Genomic DNA, 19,002 nt, shown 5'->3' on the forward strand with positions numbered 1-19,002 from the left:
TCGCACCTGGGCCGACGTTGAGGATGTCAGCGGGGACCCGTAGCGTTGCGGTCCGTATGCGCCGCCGCTGGTTCCCCCTCGGACTTCCCCTGTTGTTCTTCGCGTGCGCTCCGGTGGAGCCCCCCGTTCCCATCGCGCCGGTGGATGCGGGCACCGTGACGGCACAAGCCACCGTGCCCGACGCGGAGGCTGCTCCGTCGCCGGAGTCCGCGCAGGCGCTCCATTCCGCATGGCAGGCCACCGCGCCCGAGTCCTTCGATGACGGCGGCGTCACGCATGCCACCGCGCCGGCCCTGCTGGGCGCGGTGGAGAACTTGGAGGATGCGGGCAGTGCGCTCTCGCTGTCGCTGGAGCCTTCGCTGTCGCAATCCGCCTCCGTCGGCGCGGACACCGAAGCCCTGCCCGGCGAAGAGGAGCCGCAGGTCATCACCGAGTCCGAGGTCCCCCTGCTGGAACTGGGACCGGACGGTGAGCCGTTGATCGACGCGGAGGACTCCGCATCGGATGACGCCATCGCGCAGGCGACGGACGGCGGGAGCGCTGTTGTCGCCGTGGGCTCCGACCCGAATGCGCCAGGCTCCACGGTGGAGCCCCCTGTCGTGGGATCCGACTCCCAAGACCCCGCGACAGCGCCCATCACGGGCACCGACGGTGACGAGGACGTCGTCGCCGAAGCACCGCTCATGGACGCCGACGCGGGCATGGAGCCCTACGCCATTCCCTACGCCCCGGACGCGGGCTCGCTGCGAGTACGCCGCTCCATCGCGGTGCGCTCGGAGCCCCGGCAGGACTCACCGTCCCTGGGCACCGTGGCCCAGGACATGCGCGTGCGGTGGAAGGGCGCGATGCGCGGCCCGGACTGCGAGACGTGGGTGGAGATCGAGCCCCGTGGCTGGGTCTGCGAGCGCTACCTGGAACAGAACTTCCGCGAGCCCCGCGTCCGTCCGCTGCCCCGCCTGGAGGAGGGCGCGCTCACGCCCGGCATCTACGCGCGCGTCGTCGGCCGCCGCGTGCGCGCCTACCCGAGCCTCGCGCTCGCCCGGAAGAGGCGGCAGGGCGTGCTGCTCAAGGGCTCCGTCACCGTGAAGCTCCTGGGCCAGGTGAAGGTCGGCCGGCGCACCTTCTGGCGCACCTCCGACGGCCAGTACTTCGAAGCGCGCGTGCTGCGCGAACACCGCCCCTCCGACTTCAGCGGCCTGGACGCGGAGGCGCTCGCGTCCCTGCCCATGCCCTTCGCCTGGGCCCAGTCCCGCGCCGCGCCCCGCACCGACGTGGTGGTGCGCAAGGCCCCCGACGCACGCGCCGAACGCGAGACCGTGCTCCCCCCGCGCACGCTCGTCTCCGTGCGCGAGCTGTCCCCCGACGGCCAGTGGGTCCGCATCGCGGAGGACCACTGGGTGGCGCGCGACGACCTGCACGTCGCGTGGTCGCTGGCGTCGCCGTCCATCGTGGAGCCTGGCGCGCGCTGGCTGGACGTGGACCTGGAGGCCCAGACGCTCATCGCCTACGAGGGCGACCGTCCCGTCTACGCCACGCTCATCTCCTCCGGCAAACCCGGCACCGACACGCCCGAAGGCCTCTTCCGCATCTGGGTGAAGTTCGCGGAGGCGGACATGACGGGCACCATGGGCAGCGCCAGCTACCGCGTGGCCACCGTGCCGTGGACCATGTTCTTCGAGGGCGACTTCGCCCTGCACACCGCCTACTGGCACGACCGCTTCGGCGAACCCGTGAGCCACGGCTGCATCAACCTGGCCCCGAAGGACGCGCGAGCCCTCTACGGCTGGACCACGCCGGAGGTGCCCACCGGCTGGTCCATGGCGCACGCGACGCCGGAGGATCCGGGCACCTGGGTGCGCATCCGAGGCCAGGCCCATGAGGCGCCGAAGAAGCGCCGCAAGAGCACGGCCGTCGTCGCCACCGTGCGCGACCTCTAGCCGCCCAGCACGGACACCGTGACGCGGCGGCGGTGCGGTGACGTGCGGTGCTCCCAGACGTAGACGCCCTGCCACGTGCCCAGGTCCGCCGCTCCGTCCTTCACGGGCACGCTCAGGGACACCTGCGTCAGCACCGTGCGCACGTGCGCGGGCATGTCGTCCGGTCCCTCCGCGTCGTGCTGGAACAGCGGGTCGCCGTCCTTCACCAGCCGGGAGAAGAACGCCTCCAGGTCGCGCTGGACGACGGGGTCCGCGTTCTCGCTGATGATCAGCGACGCGCTGGTGTGGTGCAGGAACAGCGTGCACAGGCCTTCACGGATGCCCGTGCCCTTCACCGCCTTCTGCACCTCACCGGTGATGTCCACCAGGCCCCGGCCCCGCGTGGACACCGTCAGCTCCTTCGCCTGATACACCCTTCGCCTCCGTCCCGCGGGTCAGCGCCCGTCCAGCCGCTTCACGAGGAACGCCGCCAGCTGCTCCAACTCCTCGGTGGTGAGGGTGTGCCCACCGTCGAAAGGTAGGAACTCCACCGGCATCCCCGCGCCCTTCAACATGTCGCGCAGGCGCTCGCCTTCCTGGAAGGGCAACACCGGATCCTGCCGGCCATGGCCCTGGAACACCGGCAGGGACGAACGGGCCTGGGCTTTGGGCTCCCACTCCTTGCCGGCCACCATGGCCCCGGACAACAGGCACAGCCCGGCCGGACACTCCTCCAGCCGCAGCGCCACGTCCGTGGACATCATCGCGCCCTGGCTGAAGCCTCCCAGCACGACGCGATTCAGGGGCACCTGGAGCGCCGCCACCACGCTCATCAGCGCCCGGCGCGCGGCGGGCATCCCCGGCGGCACGGCCTGGGAGTACTGCGCCCAGTCGCGCCCCTGGCCCATCAGGATGGCCATGGGGATCTCGAACCACATGCGCCCGCCACCCATGCCCAGGTGCTCCATGGACAGCAGGCCCTCCGGGAACACGAAGCGCGCGGCGTGGGCCAGCCTTGGCGCGGCTGTCATCAGCTCCGGCGCCAGCGCCACCAGGTCCGTGCCCGGCGCTCCCAGGCCGTGGCTCAACACCACCACCAGCTCCGGCGTCGCGCCCTCGGGGAGCGCGTCCACCACGTGGCAGCTCAGCTCTCCCAGCTTCGTGCGCACGTGGCGCGGGCGGAGGCTCACGGCTGCGCGTCGCTGATGGTGACGTGCTGGATGACCATGTCCGTGTCCGGCTTGTCCTGCGAGTTGCGCGGCGCGTTGGCGATCTTCTCCACCACGTCGTAGCCCTTCACCACCTCACCGAAGATGGTGTGCCGCCCCTTGAGGAACTGCGGCGTGGACGTGGTGATGAAGAACTGGCTGCCGTTGGTGCCCGGGCCCGCGTTGGCCATGGCCAGGAGGCCCTTCTTGTCGAAGTCCCGGTTGCTCTTGAACTCGTCGCCGAAGCGGTAGCCCGGGTCGCCCCGGCCGGTGCCCGTGGGGTCGCCGCCTTGAATCATGAAGTCGGGGATGACGCGGTGGAAGATGACGCCGTCGTAGAGCGGCTTGCCCTCCACGCGCTCACCGGTCCGGGGGTTGATCCACGGCTGCTCGCCGGACGCCAGGCCCACGAAGTTCGCCACCGTCTTGGGGGCGTCCTTGGAGAAGAGCTTGAGCACGATGGTTCCCTGGTTCGTCTCCATCGTGGCCCAGAGGTCCTGGCCCTCCAGGGCCTTCTTCTGGAAGCCCGTCGCGGAGGCCACGTCCGTCTGCAGGCTCACCGTGCGGGGGGCCGCCTGGGAGTTGGAGGGCTTCGCGGCCGGCGGCTGCTCCTTGTCCTTGGAGCACGCGGTCAGGGTGAGGCAGAGGAGTCCAGCGGTCAGGAATCGGGTGCGCATGGGGCGCGCATCCTAGCGGCTTTCGACCGGGCTCCAGCGTGTTAAAGAGGGCTGCACCCCCGGAGGTTTTCCCTGTGACAACCGGACAGGAATGGCTGGTTGACGCGAGCGGCTGCGCGCCCGAGCGGCTCAAGGACGCGGCCGCGCTGGCGGCACTCTTCGAGGAGCTGGTGGTGCTGATGGACCTGAAGGTCGTGGGCCAGCCGCAGTGGCACGTCTTCCCGGAGCCCGGCGGCGTCACCGGCCTGGCGCTCCTGGCCGAAAGCCACCTGACCCTCCACACCTTCCCGGAGCACGGCTTCGCCGCGCTCAACGTCTATTGCTGCCGCACCCGCGCGCGTCCGGACTTCGACGCGCTGGCGGCGAAGCACCTGGGCGCCACGTCCTGCCGCGTGCGCGAGCTGTCGAGAGGGGTGGAGGCGTGACGCAGGGGGCGTGTCCGTCGTGTGGCGCGAGCGTGGAGTTCTCCGTCGGCTCCGCGCAGGTGGTGGTCTGCGGTCACTGCCAGACGGTGGTGGCGCGCGTGGGCGCGGAGCTGGAGGCCCACGGCCGCGTGGCCCGCATCGTGGAGACCGACTCGCCGCTGCGCCTGGGCCTGGAGGGCCGCGTCAACGGCACCGCGTATCAGATTGTCGGACACCTCCAGAAGGACCATGGCGCCGGCCCCTGGGACGAGTGGTACGTGGAGATGTCCGACGGCCGCACCGGCTGGCTCAGCGAGTCCGAGGGCGCCTTCCACCTGCTCTCCGACGCGGGCGTGGAGGAGGGCCTCCAACTGGACGGCCTCCATCCTGGTGACCGCCTGCGCCTGCGCAACCGGCCGCTGGTGGTGGAGGAGCGCGGCCACGGGCGCGTCGTCGCCGCGGAAGGGCAGCTCCCCAGCGACGTGGATCCGGAGGCGGACAGCTACTACGTGGACGCCACCGGCCCGCGCGGCCTGTTCGTCACGCTGGACTTCGGCACGCGCGACCGCGACCCGGAAGTGTTCCTGGGGCAGAAGCTGGAGCTCACGCAGCTGGGCATCCCCGCGGGGGAGCTGCGCCCGCGCGTGCGCAAGGCGCAGCTGCAGCAGGCGCGCTGCACGAACTGCAACGGCCCGCTGGAGCTGCGCGCGCCGGACCAGACGCTGCGCGTGGCGTGCCCCTACTGCGGCGCGCTGATGAGCGCGGCGCAAGGCAAGCTGTCCTTCCTCAAGCTGCTCCAGAAGCCGGAGCTGCCGGCGGCCCTCGCGCTGGGGCAGAAGGGCACGCTCGACGGCGCGGAGTGGATCTGCATCGGCTACCAGGAGCGCTCGTGCGTGGTGGAGGGCACGCGCTATCCGTGGATGGAGTACCTGCTCTACCACCCGGCGCGCGGCTTCACCTGGCTGATGGAGTCCAACGGCCACTGGGTGTTCTTGAAGCCCATGGCGGCCGGTGACGCGAGCGTCGTGCCGCAGGTGTCCGCGCACTACGAGGGCCGCCGCTACAAGGCCTTCCAGTCCGTCACCGCCGTCACCGACGCGGTGGTGGGCGAGTTCTACTGGAAGGTCTTCCAGGGTGAGCAGGCACGCGCCACGGAGTACGTCGCGCCGCCGTACTCCGTGAACGAGGACGCCACCGACAACGAGGTCACGTACACGCATGGCGAGTACCTCACGCCAGAGCAGGTGCGTGACGCGTTCAAGCTGAAGGAGCCGCTGCCCAGGCCCCGAGGCATCGCGCCCAGCCAGCCCAACACGCGCCGCGCGGCGATGATGAAGACGCTGCTCTGGTCAGCGGTGTGGCTCCTGGGGCTGTTCGCGCTGTCGGCCGTGCTCCACGCGCGCGCGCTCAACGCGCGGGTGCTGGACATGCAGGTGACGCTGCCCCGGGACGCGGCGTCCGGGACGCCCACCGCCATGCACTTCAGCCAGCCCTTCGAGCTTTCGCGGGACGGCAACGTGCGGGCGCAGGTCACCATGTCGCAGGCGCTCGACAACGCGTGGGTGGGCGTGCAGGGCGACCTGGTGAACCAGGACACGCAGGACGTGGTGAGCTTCTACGAAGAGGTCAGCTACTACCACGGGCGCGACAGCGACGGCTCCTGGAGCGAGGGCGGCCAGAACGGCAGCGTGTTCCTGTCGTCGGTGCCCAAGGGCAAGTACGTGCTGCGGACGACCACGTCGTTCGACCCGAACCTGAAGCTCACGGGCCCGCAGCTGGGGCCCGTCGTCAGCTACCAGGTCGTGCTCACGCACGACACGCCCAACGAGAGCTGGTTCGTCATCGCGCTGGTGCTGCTGCTGGTGATTCCGGCGCTGTCGTTCTTCGGCGCCAACAGCTTCGAGACCGAGCGCTGGAAGGAAAGCAACCTGTAGGCACGGGAGGTGGACGATGAGGTACCTGGGCGGACTGGTGCTCGTGGCGTACGCGTGGGCCACCTATACGGGCTGGGCCCCGTTCAGTGACGAGGAGCGCGGACGGGTGACCGGAGACGTGAAGCGCGGTCCCGGCGGCGTGCTCTTGTGGACCGGTGGATTCATGGGAGGCAAGTGATGCTGTTGCTCGGAGTGGTGGTCACCCTGCAGGGAGTGCTGGCGAGCGTCATCTATTCGCTCATCGGCCTGGTGGTGTTCGTGGCCGGCTTCTACGTCATCCGCCTCATCCTGCCGTACGACGTGCACAAGGAGATCGAGGTCGACCAGAACGTCTCGCTGGGCATCGTCATCGGCTCCTTCATCCTGGGCCTGGCCATCATCATCGCGGCGGCCATCAGCGGCTGAACGACGTGACGCTTTGAACAAGACGCTGCTCTTCCTCACCGTCCTCGTCATCGCGACGTGCGGGCTCATCTACGAGCTCATCGTCGGGACGCTCGCCAGCTACCTGCTGGGGGACAGCATCACCCAGTTCTCCACCGTCATCGGCGGCTACCTCTTCGCCATGGGCATTGGCAGCTACCTGTCGCGCTTCGTGGAGCGCGGGGTGGCCCAGCGCTTCGTGGAGGTGGAGCTGGCCGTGGCGCTCGTCGGCGGGCTGTGCGCGCCGATGTTGTTCCTCACCTTCACGCTCACCAGTGTGTTCCCCGTCGTCCTGTACGGCAGCGTGCTGGCCATTGGCACGCTGGTGGGGCTGGAGATCCCCCTCCTGCTGCGCATCCTGCAGGACCAGCTCAAGTTCAAGGACCTGGTCAGCCAGGTGCTGACGTTCGACTACCTGGGCGCGCTCGCCGCCAGCGTGGCCTTCCCGCTCTTGCTGGTGCCGAAGCTGGGCCTGGTGCGCACGTCGCTCCTCTTCGGCCTGCTCAACGCGGGCGTGGGGCTGTGGAGCACGTGGCTGCTCGCGCCCGTGCTGGCCAACCCCGTGCGCCTGCGCGTCAAGGCGGTGGTGCTGTGCGCGGGGCTGCTGGTGTGCTTCGCGCTGGGGGACCGGCTCACCACGTTCTACGAGGACCAGCTCTACGCGGACGAGGTCGTCCACGCCACGAGCTCCCCCTACCAGCGCATCATCGTCACGCGCGGCAAGCGGGGCTTCTCGCTGTTCCTCAACGGCAACCTCCAGTTCGCCAGCATCGACGAGTACCGCTACCACGAGTCCCTGGTGCACCCGGCCATGGTGCGCGCGCAGAAGGTGGAGCACGTGCTGATTCTTGGCGGCGGGGACGGGCTCGCCGCGCGCGAGGTGCTGAAGTATCCGGAGGTGAAGTCCATCACGCTGGTGGACCTGGACCCCGCCATCACCGGGCTCGCCACGGGCTACAAGGAGCTGGCGGCGCTCAACCACCACTCCCTGACGCACCCGAAGATGCGCGTCATCAACACGGACGCCATGCAGTTCCTGGCGGAGGGCGCCAACACCTGGGACGTGGTGATTGTCGACTTCCCGGACCCCAACAACTTCGCGCTGGGGAAGCTGTACACGACGGGCTTCTACAAAATCCTGAAGAAGCGCCTGGCGCCGGGCGGGGTGGCGGTCATCCAGAGCACGAGCCCCCTGTTCGCGCGGCGCTCGTTCTGGTGCGTGGAGACCACGCTCAAGGCCGCGGGCTTCTGGACGCAGCCGTACCACGCGCTGGTGCCGTCCTTCGGAGAGTGGGGCTACGTGCTGGTGGCGCAGGAGCCCGCCGGCCGCCACCGCGCGCTGCCGGAGGGGCTGGCGTTCCTGGACGAGGACACGCTGGAGGGGCTCACGCACTTCTCGCCGGACATGGCGCCGCTGCCGGCGGAGGTGAACCGGCTGAACAACCAGGTGCTGGTGCACTACTACGAAGAGGAGTGGCGCCGGTGGAACTGACGCGGCGCGAGCTGGTGGCCGCGTTCCTGGGCGCCTCCGTGGCGAGCGCCTGTACGCGGCACCAGGCTCCTCGCGCGCCGGTGCCCGGCGCCATCGTGGACCGGGCGGTGGACACCGGCCACAAGCTGCGCGGTGGACCGCTGCCGCGCGCGCAGTCCTTCGAGCCGGTGGACGTGCTGATTGTCGGCGCGGGCGCGGCCGGGCTGTCCGCCGCGTGGCGCCTCTGCGCCGCGGGCGTGAAGGACGTGCGCGTGGTGGAGCTGGAGGCGGAGGCCGGGGGCACGTCGCGCTCGGGCCGCAACGGCGTGTCCGCGTTCCCATGGGGCGCGCACTACCTGCCGTCGCCCCTGGAGGACCGCGGGCCGGTGATGCGCCTGCTGCGGGAGATGGACGCCGTCACCGGCGTGGACGCGGAAGGGCACCCGTCGTTCGCGGAGGAGCTGCTCATCCAGGAGCCCGACGAGCGCGTCTTCTACAAGGGCCACTGGTACGAGGGGCTGTACCTGCGCGCGGGCGCGAGCGCCGAGGACCTGGCGGAGCTGGAGCGCTTCGATGCGCGGATGAACGCCTTCGCCGCCGCGCGCGACGCGAAGGGGCGCAAGGCGTTCGCGGTGCCGGGGGCGCTCTCCAGCGACGACGCGGAGTGGACCGCGTTGGACGCGCTGAGCATGGCGCAATGGATGGAGGCGGAGGGCTTCCGCTCGCCCCGCCTCAAGTGGTTCGTGGACTACGCGTGCCGCGACGACTACGGCGCCACCTCCGAGCACGTCTCCGCCTGGGCGGGCATCTGGTACTTCGCCGCGCGGCAGAACGGGAAGGGCGAGCGCAGTGACGGCTTCCTGTCCTGGCCCGAGGGCAACGGCCGGCTGGTGAAGCAGCTGGCGTCGTCGCTGGGCCCTCGCCAGTTGGAGACGCAGGTGCTGGTGCACACGGTGGAGCCGGGCGAGGACGGCTGCCGGGTGCACGCCCTGGACGCGCGCACCGGAGCGCCCCGGGCCTTCCAGGCCCGGCAGGTGGTGCTGGCGTGCCCGCGCTTCGTCGCCGCGCACGTGGTGGCCCCCTGGCGCGAGGCGCGGCCCGCGTGGATGGATGCCTTTGTCTACAGCCCGTGGGTGGTGGCGAACCTGACGGTGTCCGCGCCGCCGGCGTCGCGGGGCTTCCCGCTGGCCTGGGACAACGTCTTCTACGAGAGCCGGAGCCTGGGCTACGTGGTGGCCACGCACCAGTCGCTGCGCCAGGACGCGCGCGGGCCCACGGTGCTCACCTGGTACCTGCCCATGGCCGGCGCGGACGTGAAGGCGGAGCGCAATCAGGCCCTCTCCGCGACGTATGCGGACTGGGAGGCGCTGGTGATGGCGGACCTGCTGCCGGCGCACCCCGGGGTGGGCGCGCTCGCGCAGCGGCTGGAGGTGCAGCGCTGGGGCCACGCCATGGTGCGGCCCCAGCCGGGCTTCCTCTGGGGAGACGCGCGCCGCGCCGCGCAACAGAGCCTGGGACGGCACCTGCACTTCGCGCACACGGACCTGGGCGGCATGGCCCTCTTCGAGGAGGCCAACTGGTTCGGCGTGCAGGCCGCGGAGCGGGCCCTGGCGGGAATGGGGCTCACGAGCGCCAGTTGGTTGTAGCCACCGGAAGCGGGAGGGAAGGGCACATGAAGGACAGTCGCTTCAGCCGGGCGGAGTTCCTCGCACTCACCAGCCTGCTCGCGGGCACCACGCTGTTCCCGAAGCGGGGAGACGCGGCCCCGGACGGGGGCACGCCCTCCCTTCGCACCGTGAAGTCGCCGGGGCTCGCCGGAGTCCCCGCGTCGGACGCGGGCGTCGCGACCCCCAAGACAGGCCCGACGGCGGCGGGCTCGCAGGCGGAGTACGAACAGCTGCGGCAGGGCTGCACCGCGTCCCTGCCGGTGCGCTCCACGTCCGACGACGGCGCGGAGTACGCGCGCATCGGCGAGTGGATGCAGCGCCAGAAGCTGTCCAGCGACGTCTACGGCAACGGCGACTTCGTGCAGGCCTTCGAGAAGAAGATCGCGGACCTGCTGGGCTTCGAGGACGCGTGCTTCATGCCCACGGGCACCATGGCGCAGCTCGTCGCGCTGCGCATCTACGCGGACGCAAGCAACGTGCGCACCGTGGGCGTGCACCCGTCGTCGCACCACGTGCTGCACGAGGACGACGCGTACTCCGTGCTGCACCAGCTGCGCGCCGTGTACCTGGGCCCGTGGACGCGGCCGCTGCTGGCGGAGGACGTGGCCAACTCCCGCGACGTGCTGGGAAGCGTCAGCGTGGAGCTGCCAGTGCGCTGGCTGGGCGGGCAGCTCCAGACATGGGAGCAGCTCCAGGAGCTCAAGCGCACCTGCCGTGACCAGAAGGTGAAGCTGCACATGGACGGCGCGCGGCTGTGGGAGAGCCAGCCCTTCTACGGCCGCTCCTACGCGGAGCTCTGCAAGGGCTTCGACTCCGTCTACGTGTCCTTCTACAAGATGGTGGGCGGCATCGGCGGCGCCATGCTGGTGGGCAGCCGCGACTTCATCAAGGAGTCACGCGTGTGGCGCCACCGGCACGGCGGCAACCTGTACCACCTGGCCCCGCTGGTGGCCTCCGCCGCCATGCGCTTCGACGCGGCGCTGGCCGCCATCCCCGGCTACGTGAAGCGCGCGAAGGCGCTCACCGCGCTCCTGGCGGCGGACTCGCGCGTCACCGTGTTGCCGCAGCCGGTGCAGACGAACATGTTCCACGTGTTCCTGCGCGGCTCACCCCAGGCCTACAACCGCCAGCGCGACCGCATCGCGCGCGAGGACCGCGTCTGGGTGGCGGGGGGCTTCGGACAGACGCGCGTGCCCGGCGTCGTGTCCACGGAGCTGCAGGTGAGCGAGGGGCTCCAGGGCATCAGCGACGCCGACGCCGCCCGGGCCTTCCTGCGCCTGCTGGAGGCGGCCTGAAGCGAGGCCGCCGGCCCTGACGTCGGGTGTCAATGTCAGACACCCGACGGGTGAAACACAGCAACGCGGTCCGTCAGGCCGCCTTCTTGATGCTGTACTGCGGCTCCTGCTGCTGCTCCTTCAGGAAGAACTCCGAGTCCAGCAGCATCGCGATGCGGCCCTTGTCGTCGTGGAACGCGATGGGGCCGTGCGCGGTGAAGTGGACGAGCGACTCCTCCAGCGCGGTGGTGGCGGGGTGCTCGGCGCCCACCGGCTCGAACTCGTAGTCGCCCGGGCGGGTGGTGCCGTAGCGGTCCTGCGTCGAGCCGGAGAGGATGAAGATCTCCGCCGCCGCCAGGTGCTTGTGCGGCGCGAAGACGGCGCCCTTCTCCATCTTCAGGATGGCGCTCCACACGCCCGTCTCCGCGCTCACGCGCAGCAGGCGGTAGGAGGTTCCGGGACCGAGCGGCTTCCACTCGAGGTCCGCGGTGTGCACCAGGCCATTCATCATCGCCGTTCCGGACATGACAGCCTCCTCGCTTGGGCCCTGCGTCTGTGTGTCGTTACCCATGATAACGCTCAATACGAATATCCTTGCAAGTTAGTCACACGTGTCAGGTTGTTGTCTTTGACGCATGCCTTTGTTTCAGGAAGATTCCACGGCGGCTGTCCGCGCGCCGCTGCCGGTCGCATTTTCTGATCAGGCGGAACGCCACGGTGCTCGCGGACCCCCGTGGAAACCGCAGGGCAGGGCGTCACTCGCGGAGGCTAGGCGGATCCACCCGCCGCCTCATCCGGGGACGCGGCATCCTCCGCCTTCGCGTCATAGGCGCGGCGCGCGGCCTCCACCTGCTCACGGCGCGCGAGCGCCCATTGGGCCAACGCGTTGAGGGGCACCAGTACGTCGCGGCCCATCTCCGTGAGCGCGTAGTCCACGCGCGGTGGGATGCTGGGCGTGACGGTGCGGGTGAGATAGCCGTCGCGCTCCAGTCCGCGCAGCGTGGCCGTGAGCATCTTCTGCGACACGGTGCCGATGGACCGGCGCAGCTCGCTGAAACGCAGCGGGTGGTCCGCCAGCATCACGATGACCAGCACCGACCACTTGTCGCCGACGCGGCCCAGCACGTCGCCGACGGAGCGGCAGACCTCCGAGGGGAGGTCGAGGTTACCGAGTTTCATGAAGGTGCCTTCTTGAAGTGCGCCGAAGTTACCAACATATACCCACTCTCCTTTTGAAACCTACTCCCCGAGGAGCAGGACGAGGTGGGTTGGACCATGCGCGAGGCCTTGAAGGACGAAGTGGTGCTGGTGACCGGAGGCTCCGGCTACCTGGGAGGTTGGACGGTGGTGGCCCTGTTGAAGCAGGGCTACCGGGTCCGGACCACGGTGCGAAGCCTGGCGAGGGAGGGGGCGCTCCGGGCGGACCTCGGCCGGCAGGTGGACCCGGGAGACCGGCTCTCCGTCTTCGCCGCGAACCTGCTGGCGGACGAGGGCTGGGCGCGGGCGGCGGAAGGGGCGGACTTCATCCTGCACACCGCGTCCCCCATGGGGGTGGGCGAGTTCAAGGACCAGGACCTCCTCCGCCCCGCGCGCGAGGGCACGCTGCGGGTGTTGAGGGCGGGCGCGAAGGCGGGCGTGAAGCGGGTGGTGATGACGTCGACGCTGATGGCCGCGCTTCCGTCCGGGCACCCTGGCGACGGGGCCCCGCCCACGGATGAGACCGTGTGGACGGACCTCACGGCGAAGGGCGTGAACCACTACACGCAATCCAAGACGCTGGCGGAACAGGACGCGTGGGCCTTCGTGAAACAGGCGGGAGGCGCGATGACGCTGAGCACGGTGCTGCCTTCCGTCATCCAGGGGCCGGTGATGGGCAAGGACGTCTCCGGGTCGCTGGAGTTGTTGGCGCGGATGCTGCGCGGGCAGATGTCCCGTCTGCCGAGGCTGGGCTTCACGATCGTGGATGTGCGCGACCTGGTGGACCTGCACTTGAAGGCCATGACGGCGCCCGGGGCCGCGGGGGAGCGTTTCGCGGCGACGAGCGACTTCCTGTGGCTTTCCGACATCGCCCGGCTGCTGCGGGAGCACCTGGGCGCACGCGCCGCGAAGGTGTCCACGCGGATGGCGCCGGACTTCCTGGTGCGCTTCGGCGCGCTGTTCGACCCGGAGCTCCGCCAGCTCGTGAGCAACCTGGGCGTGCGGCGCGAGTTCAGCACCGCCAAGGCGGAGCGGCTGCTTGGCTGGCGTGCACGCCCCTCGGCGGAGGCGGTGCTCGCCAGCGCGGAGGGGCTGGTGCGCGAAGGGCTGGTGTGAGGGCATGGGGGACGCGTGTCGCGGGAGGGCTGATAGGCTCCGCTTCCCGATGCCCCGTCTCCTCTCACCCGCGCAGGCCTGGCTGTTCGGCCGTGGCGTGGACCTCACCGTGTTCGCCGGCAGCGCGCTCGTGTCGGTGGCCTTCGCGCTGGCCGCGCCGTGGCTGGGGGCGGTGGGGGACACGCCCGCGTGGGCGTGGCTCCTGTTCGTGGTGGGCGTGGACGTGGCGCACGTCTGGTCCACGCTGTTCCGCACGTACCTGGACGGCGAGGAGGTGTCGCGCCGCCCGGGCCTCTACGTGGGCGCGCCGCTCGCCGCGTACGCGGTGGGGGTCTTCGCGTACATGGCCTCGCCCGGCGCGTTCTGGAGCCTGTTCGCGTACGTGGCGCTGTTCCACTTCATCCGCCAGCAGTACGGCTGGGTGGCGCTCTACGACCGCAAGGCGCGCACGTCCCCCTTCGAGCGGCGCCTGGACGCGGCGGCCGTCTACGCCGCCACGCTGGGGCCCGTCGTCTGGTGGCACGCGAACCTGCCCCGCGCCTTCTGGTGGTTCGTGGAGAACGACTTCCTCGCCGGGCTCCCCGCGTGGGTGGGCACCGTGGCGCTGGGCGCGCACGCGGCGGTGCTCACGCTGTGGGCGGGCTTCCAGGCCCTGCGCATCGCGCGGGGCGAAGGCGTTCAGGCCGGCAAGGTGCTGCTGGTGGTGGCCACGTGGGGGGCGTGGTTCGGCGGCATCGTGCTCGCGCGGGACGACTTCGCCTTCACGGTGATGAACGTGGTGCTGCACGGCGTGCCGTACTTCGCGCTGCTGTTCCGCTACGCGCGCGGGCGCCACGCGGAAGGGGGCTTCGGTGGCCTGGGCGTGCTCCTGCGCGCGGGGCTGCCCGGCTTCCTGCTGTTCCTCTGCGTGCTGGCGCTGCTGGAGGAAGGACTGTGGGACGTGCTCGTGTGGCACGACCGCCCGGTGTTGTTCGGCGACAGTGGACCTGTCCTGGAGGCCGATGTGCTGGCGCTCGTGGTGCCGCTGCTTGCACTGCCGCAGGCCACGCACTACGTGCTGGATGCCTTCATCTGGAAGGCCGGCAAGGAGCCCGCGCTGCTGGCCCGGCTCGGTTGGGCACGGGCGGGGCAGGGCCCGGCAATCGTCAGCCCGGCATGCGAGGTGGTAGCCATTTCCGGAGGAGGTGAATAGAGCTAGTGGGTCTATGGCTCGACTCCTGCTCGTTTCGAACCGTCTTCCCGTCACCGTCAAGGCGGAGAAGGATTCCGTCTCCGTGGTGCGGAGCGCCGGAGGGCTCGCCACCGGCCTCAGCCGCCCGCACGAGCGCTCCGGAGGCCTGTGGATCGGCTGGCCCGGAGATGTCTCCCGGCTGACGGACGCCCAGCGTTCGCAGGTGGAGCAGCAGCTGTCGGACCTGCGCTGCGTGCCGCTGTACCTCTCCGCCAGCGAGGTCAGCCGCTTCTACGAGGGCTATTCCAACCGGGTGCTCTGGCCGCTGTGCCACTACATGCTGGACCGCGTCCCCCGTCAGGACCGGGACTGGGACGCGTACCGCAAGGCGAACGAGCGCTTCGCCGACCTGGCCGCGAAGCACTACCAGCCGGGCGACACCATCTGGGTGCATGACTACCAGCTCATGCTGGTGCCCGGGATGCTGCGCCAGCGCCTGCCGCACGCGCGCATCGGCTACTTCCACCACATCCCGTTCCCGTCGTCTGAAATCTTCAGCACGCTGCCCCGGCGCGGAGAGCTGCTCCGGGGCCTGCTGGGCGCGGACCTCATCGGCTTCCACGCGGTGAGCTACGTGCGGCACTTCTCCGGCACGCTGCTGAGGCACCTGGGGTTGGACACGGACATCGACCGCGTCCTCTTCCAGGGGCGCGAGGTGCGCGTGGGCGCGTTCCCCATGGGCATCGACGCCACCGCCTTCGAGACGCTGGCGGGGGAGCCCGGGGTGCTGGACGAGGTGAAGACGCTGCACGAGCGCGCCCACGGAGAGCGGCTGCTCGTGGGCATCGACCGGCTGGACTACACCAAGGGCATCCCCCGGCGTCTGCTCGCGGTGCAGCGCGTGCTGGAGCGCGACCCGTCCCTGCGCGGGCGCCTGCGCTTCATCCAGGTGGCCGTCCCCAGCCGCACGCAGGTGCAGGCCTATGCCGAGTACCGCGAGACGGTGGACGAAATCGTGGGCCGCATCAACGGCCTCTACGGCACCGTGCACAGCACGCCCGTGCACTACCTCTACCGGTCGCTCAACGAGAAGCAGCTGGTGAGCCTCTACCGGGGCGCGGACGTGATGCTGGTGACGCCCGTGCGCGACGGCATGAACCTGGTGGCCAAGGAGTTCTGCGCGGCCCGTCCGGACGAGGACGGCGTGCTCGTGCTCAGCGAGTTCGCGGGCGCGGCGGCGGAGATGCGCGACGCGCTGCTGGTGAACCCCTACGACGTGGAGGGCATGGCGGACGCCATCGAACAGGCGCTGGAGATGCCCAAGGCCGAGCGCCAGGACCGCATGCGCTGCCTGCGCGCGGGCGTGAGGACGCGGGACGTGCACTGGTGGGTGGCCAGCTTCCTGGACCGGCTCCAGGGCCTGCCCTCCGTCGCGGAGAAGCCGCCCTTGCCGGACGGCATGACCGCCCTGGACAAGCTGAAGGGGCCGGGCAGGAAGGTGCTGTTCCTGGACTACGACGGCACGCTCGTGGGCTTCGCGCCCACGCCGGAGCAGGCCGCGCCGGACGCGGAGTTGATGACGCTGCTCCAGGAGCTGAGCGCCCGGCCGGACCTGTCCGTGCACATCGTGAGCGGCCGCCCGCGCGAGACGCTGGAGGCGTGGTTCGGAGAGCTGCCCGTGGGGCTGCACGCGGAGCACGGCCTGTGGTCGCGCATGCGCCGTGGCCAGCCATGGCACGCGCTGCCGGGCGTGTCCTTCGAGTGGAAGTCCCAGGTGAAGCCCGTGCTGGACGCGTTCGCGGCGCGGGTGACGGGCTCGTTCGTGGAGGAGAAGACGGCGTCGCTCGCGTGGCACTACCGCAGGGTGGACGCGGAGTTCGGCGCGCTCCAGGCGCGCGAGCTGCGCCTGCTGCTCTTCGAGAAGTTCTCCCAGGAGCCCATGCACATCCTGCCCGGGGACCGGGTGGTGGAGGTGCGGCCCCGGGGCGTCAACAAGGGGCGCGTCGTGTCGGAGGTGCTCAAGCAGGAGGCGCCGGACGTGCGCGTGCTGGCGCTGGGCGACGACGTCACCGACGAGGACCTCTTCGCGGCGGTGCCCCCCGGCGGCATCACCGTGCACGCGGGCAACAAGCACACGCGCGCGGCCTACCGCGTGGAGGGGCCGCCGGAGGTGCGGCGGTTGCTCAAGGCGCTGCTCGGGAAGTAGCCACGGGGCGTGGCGCGGGCTTCAGAGGTTGAAGCCCACGTTGCCCACGGAGATGCTGGGTCCGAAGATGAAGGACCACTTGCTGGAGGGCACCACGGTGTCGGTGCCCGGGGCTCCGTTGGTGCGCCGGGTGATGTCGCCCCGGAACTCGCGGGCAATCCACGCCTGCGCGCCCACCGCCGCGCCCGGGCCGATGGGCACTCGCAAGCCCAGCCCCAGCACGGCCGCGAGCGTGGGCGGGAACTGGATGTCCCCGGACTGCGGCACCAGGCCCAGGCCCATCAAGCCCATCTCGATGCCCAGCAGGCGCTCCTGGCCCTCGTTGTTGAGCAGCGCCAGGCGCGACAGCACGCCGAAGTTGACGGCCAGCTGTCCCGAGGGCTGCGTGGCGCGGTAGAGGCCCGCGGGGATGGTAGCCATGGTGTAGAGGCGGAACATGCCGCCGCGCACGATGGCGGTCCACTGCGCGGACGGCAGGCCCGTGCGGTCCACCGTGGAGAGGGCGTAGCGGGATTCATCCGCGACGTGCGCCACCTGCACGAGGATGCGGTCGTACTGGCCCAGGTTGCCCTGCACGGGGATGACGCGCACGTCGCCCTTGGGGCGCAGGAACAGGCGTTGGTCCACGCTGCTCTCACCCCGGACGGAGCCGTCGGACTTCGTCACGGTGACGCGCAGGGTGATCTCCTGGTTGCCCTCCTCCGGCGTGAGGCGCTCGCGGTGGATGATGACGCGGCAGGTGTTGCGCATGGCGTAGTCCACCCGGTGCGGGCGGCTGGGCGTGAGCTTCTCGTCGTGGCCCTCCTTGTCCGCGCAGATGAACTCCACCAGGTTCTCCACGTTGGTGGGCACGCTGGCCTCGCGCACCGCGCGCTGCACGCGCTCGCTGGTGAGGAACAGGTCGGACGTGGCCAGCTCCGCTGGCAGCGTGGGCAGCCGGTAGCCGAAGCGCAGCGACACGAAGCCGCCCGCGGTGGCCTCGCCCTGGACGAGCGTGACGGACTCCCGCACCGTCACGGTGTACGCCCCGCCCAGCGGGCGCAGCACGAAGCGGCCCAGGCCGCCGTTGGAGGCCACCGTCACCTCCGCCGGGCGGTTGGTGGGCACGAAGTCGATGGTGCCGTGGCCGGGCAGCTCCAGCGTCGCGCGAGGGTCGGGCACGGGCTTCGTGTCCGCCGTCTCCGACGCCACCACCGTGCCGTCCACGCGTGACGTGATGGCCGTGACGGTCACCTGCGGCTCGTTGGTGCCGCTGGTGCGCAGGAGCACGTAGGTGCCGTCCTGCGCCTTCACCACGCGCTCCACGCGCACGCGCGCGCCGTTCACCGTCCACAAGAGGCCGCGCGGGTCGTGCGCGCAGGACGGGTCCAGGCGCATCACCAGCCCGGAGTCCTCCGCGTCGCGCAGCACCGTGCCCTCCACCGCGGACAGCGGACACGCGAGCACGGGCAGCGTCTCCGCCACGGACGTCTCCAGCGCGTCCCCCTTCGCGAAGAACACGCGCGGCACCAGCCGCAGGCGCAGCGTCACCGTGGGGTTCAGCCCCGGCACGTTGCGGATGGACACGGCGCCTTCGGTCACCTCGCAGCGCGCGGTGCCGCAGTCCACGGAGGCGATGGCCTCAGAGTGCGTCACCGCCGCGTAGCCGGGGCCCTTGGACAGGTCCACGCCGGAGGACTGCACCAGGGGCCGCGTGAGCACGGTGCGGCCGGGGCGCAGGCGGAAGTATTCGTCGTCCAGGAAGCGCCCGTTGGCGTCGTACGTCGTCACGTTCGCGCCCCTGCGGCCGTAGGCGGGGACCCACGACAGCGTCGCGTCCGTGGGCAGGCCGGGCGCCAGCGGGACGGCGCACTCGGAGGGGCCGTTGGGCTCCAGGCAGACGTCCTGGCCGTCCAGGGAGGCCGTCTTCGGATCCACGCCCCGGGGCGTCCCGGACCAGACGATGGCCACGTTCTTCAGGCCGGTGCCCTTGAGCTCCAGGCGCCCGTCGTCCGGGTAGAACGTGGTGGCGGCGCTGTCGATGCGCGGGAAGGGCCCGGTGGCCACCACCACCACGGTGTCGGTGGCCGTGGCGCAGGAGGCCTCGTCGGCGGCGACCTTCAGCTCCAGCGTGCGGGTGGCGTCATCCGCGCGCGTGGGCGGCTTGAGCGTGCGGCCCTCCAGCACCCAGCCGCCGCGCACCGGGCCGCACAGCACGCCCTTGGGGATGACCTCCACCGCCCGTCCGCCTTCGGGAAGCTGGACGACGGGAGCGGCGGTGGCGGCCCCCGCCACCAGCAGGCAGCCAAGGACGAGCGCGCGTGCACGGTGCATGTCCATGCTTAAGCACGGAGGGCCG

The 19,002-nt window shown here is 70.9% G+C and carries 17 protein-coding genes; 11 read left to right on the forward strand and 6 right to left on the reverse strand.

Going from position 1 to position 19,002, the window contains the following annotated elements:
- Positions 1 to 155: 155 nt before the first annotated feature.
- On the forward strand, positions 156 to 1,937 hold the full coding sequence (locus tag AABA78_RS34560) for a L,D-transpeptidase family protein (RefSeq protein ID WP_338269746.1): 1,782 nt from the start codon (positions 156 to 158) through the stop codon (positions 1,935 to 1,937).
- Here the strand turns inward: AABA78_RS34560 and AABA78_RS34565 are convergent.
- Genes AABA78_RS34565 through AABA78_RS34575 form a run of 3 tightly spaced genes read right to left on the reverse strand, consistent with a single transcriptional unit; the run spans position 1,934 to position 3,801 of the window.
- Complete coding sequence (locus AABA78_RS34565) at positions 1,934 to 2,350, reverse strand: secondary thiamine-phosphate synthase enzyme YjbQ (RefSeq protein ID WP_171413051.1); 417 nt, start codon at positions 2,348 to 2,350, stop codon at positions 1,934 to 1,936. The genes AABA78_RS34560 and AABA78_RS34565 overlap by 4 nt on opposite strands.
- A 21-nt stretch (positions 2,351 to 2,371) precedes the next feature.
- Complete coding sequence (locus AABA78_RS34570; protein ID WP_338269747.1) at positions 2,372 to 3,106, reverse strand: alpha/beta hydrolase; 735 nt, start codon at positions 3,104 to 3,106, stop codon at positions 2,372 to 2,374.
- Positions 3,103 to 3,801 carry a peptidylprolyl isomerase gene (locus AABA78_RS34575; protein WP_253894975.1) on the reverse strand — a complete coding sequence of 233 codons (699 nt, stop codon included), beginning with the start codon at positions 3,799 to 3,801 and terminating at the stop codon, positions 3,103 to 3,105. The genes AABA78_RS34570 and AABA78_RS34575 overlap by 4 nt, the downstream gene beginning before the upstream one ends.
- A 74-nt stretch (positions 3,802 to 3,875) precedes the next feature.
- On the opposite strand from AABA78_RS34575, the gene speD reads away from it, so the two are divergent.
- The 7 genes from speD to AABA78_RS34610 are packed head-to-tail and all read left to right on the forward strand — an operon-like array spanning position 3,876 to position 10,995.
- Entirely contained in the window at positions 3,876 to 4,226 is a 351-nt protein-coding gene (gene speD, locus AABA78_RS34580; protein WP_171413053.1) for an adenosylmethionine decarboxylase, read from the forward strand.
- Positions 4,223 to 6,139: a DUF4178 domain-containing protein gene (locus tag AABA78_RS34585; protein WP_338269748.1), complete on the forward strand. Its 1,917-nt coding sequence runs from the start codon at positions 4,223 to 4,225 to the stop codon at positions 6,137 to 6,139. The genes speD and AABA78_RS34585 overlap by 4 nt, the downstream gene beginning before the upstream one ends.
- 16 nt (positions 6,140 to 6,155) lie before the next feature.
- On the forward strand, positions 6,156 to 6,317 hold the full coding sequence (locus AABA78_RS34590) for a hypothetical protein (protein ID WP_171413055.1): 162 nt from the start codon (positions 6,156 to 6,158) through the stop codon (positions 6,315 to 6,317).
- Positions 6,317 to 6,544: a DUF350 domain-containing protein gene (locus AABA78_RS34595; protein ID WP_120525199.1), complete on the forward strand. Its 228-nt coding sequence runs from the start codon at positions 6,317 to 6,319 to the stop codon at positions 6,542 to 6,544. The genes AABA78_RS34590 and AABA78_RS34595 overlap by 1 nt, the downstream gene beginning before the upstream one ends.
- 13 nt (positions 6,545 to 6,557) lie before the next feature.
- Positions 6,558 to 8,054: a polyamine aminopropyltransferase gene (locus AABA78_RS34600; RefSeq protein ID WP_338269749.1), complete on the forward strand. Its 1,497-nt coding sequence runs from the start codon at positions 6,558 to 6,560 to the stop codon at positions 8,052 to 8,054.
- A complete protein-coding gene (locus AABA78_RS34605; RefSeq protein ID WP_338269750.1) occupies positions 8,045 to 9,679 on the forward strand; it encodes an FAD-dependent oxidoreductase in 1,635 nt (544 codons plus the stop codon). Before AABA78_RS34600 ends, AABA78_RS34605 begins: the two co-directional genes overlap by 10 nt.
- 26 nt (positions 9,680 to 9,705) lie before the next feature.
- Entirely contained in the window at positions 9,706 to 10,995 is a 1,290-nt protein-coding gene (locus AABA78_RS34610) for a threonine aldolase family protein (RefSeq protein WP_338269751.1), read from the forward strand.
- Positions 10,996 to 11,068: 73 nt separating this feature from the next.
- On the opposite strand, the gene AABA78_RS34615 is transcribed toward AABA78_RS34610, so the two are convergent.
- Both AABA78_RS34615 and AABA78_RS34620 read right to left on the reverse strand, forming a co-directional pair.
- Positions 11,069 to 11,500, reverse strand: coding sequence for a cupin domain-containing protein (locus tag AABA78_RS34615; protein WP_171413059.1), 432 nt, complete (start codon positions 11,498 to 11,500; stop codon positions 11,069 to 11,071).
- A gap of 242 nt (positions 11,501 to 11,742) precedes the next feature.
- Positions 11,743 to 12,153 carry a winged helix-turn-helix transcriptional regulator gene (locus tag AABA78_RS34620; RefSeq protein ID WP_338269752.1) on the reverse strand — a complete coding sequence of 137 codons (411 nt, stop codon included), beginning with the start codon at positions 12,151 to 12,153 and terminating at the stop codon, positions 11,743 to 11,745.
- 96 nt (positions 12,154 to 12,249) lie between these two features.
- Between AABA78_RS34620 and AABA78_RS34625 the strand changes: the two genes are divergently transcribed.
- Genes AABA78_RS34625 through AABA78_RS34635 form a run of 3 tightly spaced genes read left to right on the forward strand, consistent with a single transcriptional unit; the run spans position 12,250 to position 16,664 of the window.
- Positions 12,250 to 13,287 (forward strand): NAD-dependent epimerase/dehydratase family protein, encoded by a 1,038-nt coding sequence (locus AABA78_RS34625; protein ID WP_338269753.1) that lies wholly within the window; start codon positions 12,250 to 12,252, stop codon positions 13,285 to 13,287.
- A 49-nt stretch (positions 13,288 to 13,336) separates the two neighbouring features.
- On the forward strand, positions 13,337 to 14,479 hold the full coding sequence (locus tag AABA78_RS34630; protein WP_338269754.1) for a hypothetical protein: 1,143 nt from the start codon (positions 13,337 to 13,339) through the stop codon (positions 14,477 to 14,479).
- 13 nt (positions 14,480 to 14,492) lie between these two features.
- Positions 14,493 to 16,664 (forward strand): bifunctional alpha,alpha-trehalose-phosphate synthase (UDP-forming)/trehalose-phosphatase, encoded by a 2,172-nt coding sequence (locus AABA78_RS34635; protein ID WP_338269755.1) that lies wholly within the window; start codon positions 14,493 to 14,495, stop codon positions 16,662 to 16,664.
- A 21-nt stretch (positions 16,665 to 16,685) separates the two neighbouring features.
- Here AABA78_RS34635 and AABA78_RS34640 read toward each other — a convergent pair whose 3' ends face one another.
- On the reverse strand, positions 16,686 to 18,977 hold the full coding sequence (locus tag AABA78_RS34640) for a hypothetical protein (protein ID WP_338269756.1): 2,292 nt from the start codon (positions 18,975 to 18,977) through the stop codon (positions 16,686 to 16,688).
- Positions 18,978 to 19,002: the final 25 nt, after the last annotated feature.

Origin of the sequence: Corallococcus caeni (genome assembly GCF_036245865.1) — a bacterium.
Taxonomy (GTDB): Bacteria; Myxococcota; Myxococcia; order Myxococcales; family Myxococcaceae; genus Corallococcus; species Corallococcus caeni.